General features: G+C 47.3%; 6 protein-coding genes. All 6 read left to right on the top strand.

The genetic code is table 11. The features are described 5' to 3' along the window. Positions 1–1,169: S1C family serine protease (locus L696_RS0102645; RefSeq protein WP_025682272.1), on the top strand; the 1,169-nt coding region annotated here is incomplete at its 5' end. A gap of 148 nt (positions 1,170–1,317) precedes the next feature. Then, positions 1,318–2,007: a response regulator transcription factor gene (locus L696_RS0102640; RefSeq protein WP_025682271.1), complete on the top strand. Its 690-nt coding sequence runs from the start codon at positions 1,318–1,320 to the stop codon at positions 2,005–2,007. A 2-nt stretch (positions 2,008–2,009) separates the two neighbouring features. Beyond that, the gene (locus tag L696_RS0102635; protein ID WP_025682270.1) at positions 2,010–3,488 is read left to right on the top strand and encodes a sensor histidine kinase; all 1,479 of its coding nucleotides are present in this window, start codon (positions 2,010–2,012) and stop codon (positions 3,486–3,488) included. A gap of 110 nt (positions 3,489–3,598) precedes the next feature. After that, positions 3,599–4,555 carry a 4-hydroxy-3-methylbut-2-enyl diphosphate reductase gene (locus L696_RS0102630; protein ID WP_025682269.1) on the top strand — a complete coding sequence of 319 codons (957 nt, stop codon included), beginning with the start codon at positions 3,599–3,601 and terminating at the stop codon, positions 4,553–4,555. A gap of 266 nt (positions 4,556–4,821) precedes the next feature. Then, the gene (gene aroF, locus L696_RS0102625; RefSeq protein ID WP_025682268.1) at positions 4,822–5,859 is read left to right on the top strand and encodes a 3-deoxy-7-phosphoheptulonate synthase; all 1,038 of its coding nucleotides are present in this window, start codon (positions 4,822–4,824) and stop codon (positions 5,857–5,859) included. Positions 5,860–6,130: 271 nt separating this feature from the next. Further along, positions 6,131–7,148 (top strand): type I glutamate--ammonia ligase (glnA, locus tag L696_RS0102620; protein WP_025682267.1); only part of this gene is annotated, 1,018 nt, incomplete at its 3' end.

Genomic DNA, 7,148 nt, shown 5'->3' with positions numbered 1-7,148 from the left:
CAGCCGAAAGCGGAGTAACGACTAATTCGGGAACGACGAGTCAGTCACCTAACGTAGTTCCGGCTGTGATGCCTTCCGGCACTGCAGACGTTCAATCCGTTGTGGCCAAAGCGGGTCCGGCAGTCGTCAAAATTGAAACACTGGCTAAGCAATCTAGTAGCAGTGGCAGACAAAGCAGTCCTTATTATAATGACCCGCTATATCAATATTTTTTCGGAGATCAGTATGGAGACAGTAATAGCGGAAACAACGGCGGCAGCAATGAAAATGAAGGCAGCAACAGCGGACAACTGACTCCGCTTGGTATTGGTTCCGGCTTTATTTTCGATAAAACGGGCTACATCCTGACGAACAATCACGTTGTTGAAGGCGCGAATGTGGTCCAGGTCACGGTAGAGGGAACCAATAAGCCTTATGAAGCTAAAGTGCTGGGCAAAAATGCAGACCTGGATCTGGCTGTGCTGAAAATTGAAGGCAAGGATAACTTCCCGACGGTAACGTTAGGCAACTCCGAAAATGCTAAAGTCGGTGAGTGGATGGTAGCCATCGGTAACCCTGAAGGCTTCGAGCATTCGGTAACAGCCGGGGTGCTAAGTGCGAAGGAACGTACGATTACCATTAACAGTGAGTCTACGGGAAAACCTACTCAATATAAACATTTAATTCAGACCGATGCGTCCATTAACCCGGGGAACTCTGGTGGCCCTTTGTTGAACCTACAAGGACAGGTTATCGGCATGAACGTAGCTGTCAGTGCTGACGCACAGGGAATCGGGTTTGCGATTCCGTCCAATACGATTTTGCAAGTCGTCGACAAGCTGAAAAATAATCAGCCTATTCCGAAAGAACCCGTTCCTTTCATTGGCGCAAGTCTGTTGAATCTGAGTCCCGAAGTAGCCAAGGAATTGGGGACAACCCTGACTGAAGGCTCGGTGGTGCGGGATATTATTTACAAATCACCAGCTTATCAGGCGGATCTGCGTCCTTATGATGTGATTATCGGAGCTAATGGTACTCCTTACAGCACATCACAGGAGCTGATCGATTTCATTCAAAAGCAAAAAGTGGGTACAGCACTGACGCTTAACATTGAACGGGCAGGACAGAAAAAGGATGTTCAGTTAAAAGTGGGTAACAAGAACGACTTTAGCTCGACTCTTCAACAGTAATCCAATCATTCTTTAAAAGTGAAAAATGTGAAAAGAAACGGAAGGAAGCCACCTTCCGTTTCTTGCTGTATGCGGCGGCAAGATGCTACACGCGTCTACTCCTGCTACAATAGAGTGAAAAGAAGATAATAAAGGAGCTCGATGGTGTATGCGTTCTACCATTCTGATTATTGATGACGATGAAAAAATTGTGTCCATGCTGCGCAGAGGGCTAGCCTTCGAGGGCTATGAAGTGATGACGGCTGCCAACGGCGCAGAGGGATTGAATAAAATGCTTACAGCTGAGCCTGATGTTGTCGTGCTGGATGTGATGATGCCGCAACTGGATGGTTTCGAGGTATGCCGTCGCATGCGGGAGGGAGGAAGTACGGTGCCCGTTCTGATGCTTACAGCCAAGGACGAGGTGGAGAACCGGGTCAAGGGATTGGATCTGGGTGCAGACGACTATCTCGTCAAGCCATTTGCTCTGGAGGAGCTACTGGCTCGTGTGCGGGCGCTTCTGCGCCGTAAAACCGAGCAGCAGGATCATAACGGACATCGACTGACCTTCGAAGATTTACAGCTGGATAACGAATCGCGTGAAGTGGTTCGCGGCGGCAAGCGGCTGGAACTGACGGCAAAAGAATTTGAACTGCTCCACTTGTTTATGCAAAACCCGAAGCGCGTTCTGTCTCGTGATCTGATTATGGACAAAATTTGGGGCTATGACTACAGCGGGGAGTCGAACGTGCTGGAGGTGTATATTGCCATGCTCCGACAAAAAACGGAGCATGATGGCGGCAAACGGCTCATTCGTACGATTCGGGGAGCGGGCTATATTTTAAGAGGTGATGTGTAATTATGTCCATTCGTTGGCGACTGACAGCTTGGTATTCCAGCATCTTGGCTATAGTACTTGTTATGTTTGGACTGGCTATTTACGGACTGGTATATTATTACACATATAATGAAGTGAAAAGTCAGCTTACGAACCAGACGCCACGTATTAACAAGCAGTTACTGCTTACCGTCAAAGGAGGACTGTTTGAGGTCCCCAATCTGGATTTGGGCTTGGTTCAGGGTCGTGGAATTGATGAATCACAGCTATATGTACAAATTTATAATTATACATCCGGCGTCACCAAGACGACGCAAAATATGAAAAATCTCGATATTACCTTTCCCGTTCCATCCACAGCGGCTGGAGCGGTCCAAAATGAGGGAATTCGACGTGTAAGTGTGGATGGGGATTCCTTTATGATTTATCAGCAACCGATCAAATCTGAGGAACTGGGATTAGTGGTTGGACTGTTACAGGTGGGGCAATTTACAGGCTCTCAGGATCGGCTTATGAACAGGCTGCAAAGTGTGCTTGTATACGGTTCGTTATTTGCATTGCTCGCCGCTGCGACCTCAGGCCTCTTTCTGGCTCGTAAATCCATGAAGCCGTTAGTGAAGGTGATTGAAGGGGCTAACCAGATTCAGTCCAGTAATGATTTGAGCGTCCGCATTGAATATGATGGACCGCCAGATGAAATTGGGCAACTGATCGCGACGGTTAACAAGATGCTGGGGCGTACGGAGGTTTTTTATAAGGAGCTGGAGGATGCTTATGGGGCCCAGCGTCGCTTTGTAGCTGATGCTTCCCATGAATTGCGTACGCCGCTTACGACAATCAGGGGTAACGTTGATTTTTTGCTTAAAATGTGGACTACAGAGCCGGGAGACCGCCCCAATATGGATGAAGCGATGATTCGTGAACTCTCCATGGAGGCCCTTAGTGATATGGCGGATGAAGGCAAACGGATGAGTCGTCTGGTTGGCGATATGCTATCGCTCGCCAGAGCAGATACAGGGAAAACATTCGAGAAGGCCCCGGTGGCGCTGGAGCCACTCGTAAGTGAGGTTGCCCGGCGTGCTCAATTTTTGGAGCGGACGTCCGAATGGAATGTGGGTGACTTTTCGATACTGAATGGCGTTTATATGGATGGCAGCAAGGATTATTTGCAGCAAATGCTGTTCATTTTCATAGATAATGCGTTCAAATATACACCTGAAGGTACGGTCCGGTTTGATGCTATCGTCTATCAGGGACAGGTAGGTCTGCGAATTAGTGATACAGGCATCGGGATGGACAAGAGTGAGGTTCCCTTTATTTTTGATCGCTTCTATCGGGCGGATGAGTCACGCGGGGTGACAGAGGGAATTGGCTTGGGTTTGTCCATTGCCAAGTGGATCATAGATGAACATCACGGGTCCGTGGAAGTGGTTACACGCCAAGGTGAAGGGACGACATTTATCATCTGGCTTCCGGTCAGCTTTTCCGCGCCTTTGGAATAGGCTATAATAGGAAGGCAACTACATCATAGAATTGGCCGGTAAAGGCTTGGATGCCGCAGCTACCCAGTTTTTGGAGCTGTCTACTGTGTCGAAGAAAGCGGGTGCTATTTTTGGAAGTGCTCAGAATTTCGCCCCGGGGTTACTGCTACGGCGTAGTCGATGCCATGGTATTGGCTCGTCAGGCGGCCAGAAACTTGGACTTACCTCGGCCTATTTATATACTAGGCATGATTGTGCATAATAGTCATGTCACAAATTCCTTTGAGGATGAAGGAATTATTACACTGGACGGCCCTAACCGCATGGAGATTTTAAGCCAGGTGGAGAGTGGTACCGTTATTTTCACCGCCCATGGTGTATCCCCTGAGGTTCGCAAGCTGGCTCGCGATAAGGGGCTGACTACGGTTGATGCAACCTGCCCGGATGTGACGAAGACCCATGATCTGATTCGGGAGAAGTCTGCCGAGGGATATCAGATTATTTATATCGGCAAAAAGAATCATCCTGAGCCGGAGGGAGCTATCGGTATTGCTCCTGATCATGTCCATCTGATCGAGAAGGAAGAGGAGATCGACAGCCTTACGTTGTCTGCGGACAAAATTCTGATCACGAATCAGACGACTATGAGCCAGTGGGACATCAAGCATATTATGAAAAAGCTACTGGAGAAGTTCCCCGGTGCCGAGATACACAATGAAATCTGTCTGGCCACGCAAGTGCGTCAGGAAGCGGTGGCGGAGCAGGCAGGACAGGCAGATCTGGTAATTGTCGTTGGTGATCCGCGCAGCAACAATTCAAACCGATTGGCTCAGGTGTCCGAGGAAATTGCGGGTACAACAGCTTACCGTATTTCCGATGTGACGGAGTTGAAGCGGGAATGGCTGGAGGGTGTTAACAAGGTAGCAGTGACCTCTGGAGCTTCTACGCCTACGTTGATTACGAAAGAGGTTATTTTGTACCTGGAGCAATATGATCCGGCTAACCCGGATACATGGGAGATTCAGCGGACGATTGATATGAAGAAGCTGCTGCCCCCTGTGCGTGAAAAGTCAAAAACGACGAAATAACATGTAACAGATGATGGCTGCTGTTCGGGAGGAAATCCCGAATGGCGGCTTTTTTACTGATTGGAAAGTAGATCGCCGGATTAAATCAGCATCATAAGGAGCGAAAATGCAGACCAATATTCAGGATAATTAAGTCTTGACGAGTACAGGCAAAACAGGTATAGTTACTTTAACGAATAAAAGCTTAAAAGCGAACAAGCGTTTAAGTGTCATAATATCATCATTAATTGATCCATAAAATATGTTTTATAGAGAGGAAGAAAAATATGATCGTTATTGCTGGTGTTCAAACACCTGAAGAACATATCCAGGCTATTGTTGCAGTTATTGAAAAAGAAGGTTTGCAGGCTCACGTTTCCCATGGATCAGATCGTACGATTATTGGGCTGATCGGCAGTGTAGAGCCCAAGCTGGCTGAACACCTGCGCCAAATGAAGGGCGTAGAGAATGTAGTCAAAATATCGAAGTCCTACAAACTGGCGAGCCGTGATTTTCATCCCGAAAATACCGTTATCTCTATCAAAGGTGTGAATATCGGCGGAGGCGAGCTTGTGATTATGGGTGGACCATGTGCTGTTGAGTCTGCTGCGCAGATCGACGAAATTGCTGCATTGGTTAAAGCTGCGGGCGCGCAAGTTCTCCGTGGAGGTGCTTTTAAGCCGCGTACGGGTCCTTACAGCTTCCAGGGAACGGGTGTAGAAGGTTTGATCATGATGGCCGAGGCGGGCAAAAAGCATGACCTCCTGACCATTACAGAGGTTATGACACCCGAATACGTGGATATCTGTGCAGAATATGCGGATATTTTACAAGTAGGTACACGTAACATGCAAAACTTTGATCTATTGCGCAAGCTGGGAACCTGCGGCAAGCCAGTGCTGCTCAAGCGTGGTTTCAGTTCAACTTACGATGAGTTCCTGAATGCTGCCGAGTATATTTTAGCGGGCGGTAACCCGAATGTTATGCTGTGTGAGCGCGGAATCCGTACATTTGAAACTTACACCAGAAATACGCTCGACTTGTCAGCTATTCCTGTTCTGCAACAACTGAGCCATTTGCCGGTTATTTCGGACCCGAGCCATGGCACAGGGCGTCGTGAGCTGGTTGTTCCTATGACGAAGGCTTCGGTAGCTGCCGGAGCAGATGGACTGATTATTGAAATGCACACAGATCCCGACAATTCGATGACGGGCGATGGTGTACAATCCTTGTTTCCAGATCAATTTTCAGATTTGCTGAAAGATTTGGAATTGCTGGCTCCAGCTGTAGGTAAAACATTTCATACGCCTAGTACCATTTCTTAAAACCAATGCTTAACATTAATGCATAAAAGTTTTGCCGCAGCACAGTAATTCGATTAAAATTGCCTCAAAAGCCCGGTATTTCGGGCTTTTTGTGCTATTCAAATGTTATCAAGAGCGTAAGCATATCTAACATTAGTTTAAAAAATACCTTACATAGCTATTGACCCGTGTCATGTTTGAGATTTATAATAACGACAGAAAAAAACATTCGATCATGAACATTTCAGGGTTGTATAAGACTTAATGTTCGGAAAATTGGGAGGAAGAAGACATGTCCGTTGAAAATGTATTGAAAACAATTCAGGAAAATAATATTGAGTGGGTAGATTTTCGCTTTGTAGATTTGTCCGGCCGTGCTCACCATATTTCGTTGCCAGCTTCCGAAGTAGATGAAGAAACATTTGTTAACGGTGTTGCTTTCGACGGTTCTTCCATTCCCGGCTATCGTGGCATCGAGGAATCTGACATGGTTATGCTGCCCGATCCGGAAGCGGTTTTCATCGACCCTTTCACTCAGCATCCTACACTGAATATTCTGTGTGATATTGCTACTCCAGACGGCGAAAAATACGACCGCGATCCTCGCGGCATTGCGAGAAAAGCAGAAGAATTCCTGAAAACTGCTGGTGTAGGTACGAAAGTTAACTTTGCACCTGAATCTGAATTTTTCATCTTTGACGAGGTGCGCTACGAGACCAGTATGAACAGCTCCTCCTTTTTCGTGGATTCCGAAGAAGCAGCTTGGAACACGAATCGCAAGGAAGAGGGCGGAAATCTGGGCTTTAAAGTGGGAGTGAAGGGCGGATATGTGCCTGTAGCGCCAGTAGATACCCAACAAGACATCCGTAGTGAAATGTGCCGTTTGCTTGAAGAAGCAGGTCTGAGAATTGAGCGCCATCACCATGAGGTTGCTACGGCAGGTCAGGCGGAGATTAACTTCCGTTTTGATACACTCAAGAAAACAGCTGATAATCTGCTTGTTTATAAATACATTGTACACAACACAGCTCGTCAATACGGTAAAGTAGCTACATTCATGCCGAAACCACTCTTTGGAGACAACGGAAGCGGCATGCACGTTCACCAATCCATTTTTGATGGCGACACTCCTTTGTTTTACGAAAAAGGTGCTTATGCTAACCTGAGCGAACTGGCCCTTCACTACATTGGCGGTATTCTGTACCATGCACCAGCGCTGATCGCTTTGACGAACCCAAGCACGAACTCGTTCAAGCGTCTCGTTCCAGGCTATGAAGCTCCAGTTAACCTGGTATTCTCCAAAGGTAACC

This window comes from Paenibacillus maysiensis (genome assembly GCF_000520815.1).
Classification (GTDB): domain Bacteria; phylum Bacillota; class Bacilli; order Paenibacillales; family Paenibacillaceae; genus Paenibacillus; species Paenibacillus maysiensis.
The sequence above is the reverse complement of the archived record's forward strand: the minus strand, read 5'-3'. Positions and strand labels throughout refer to the sequence as shown.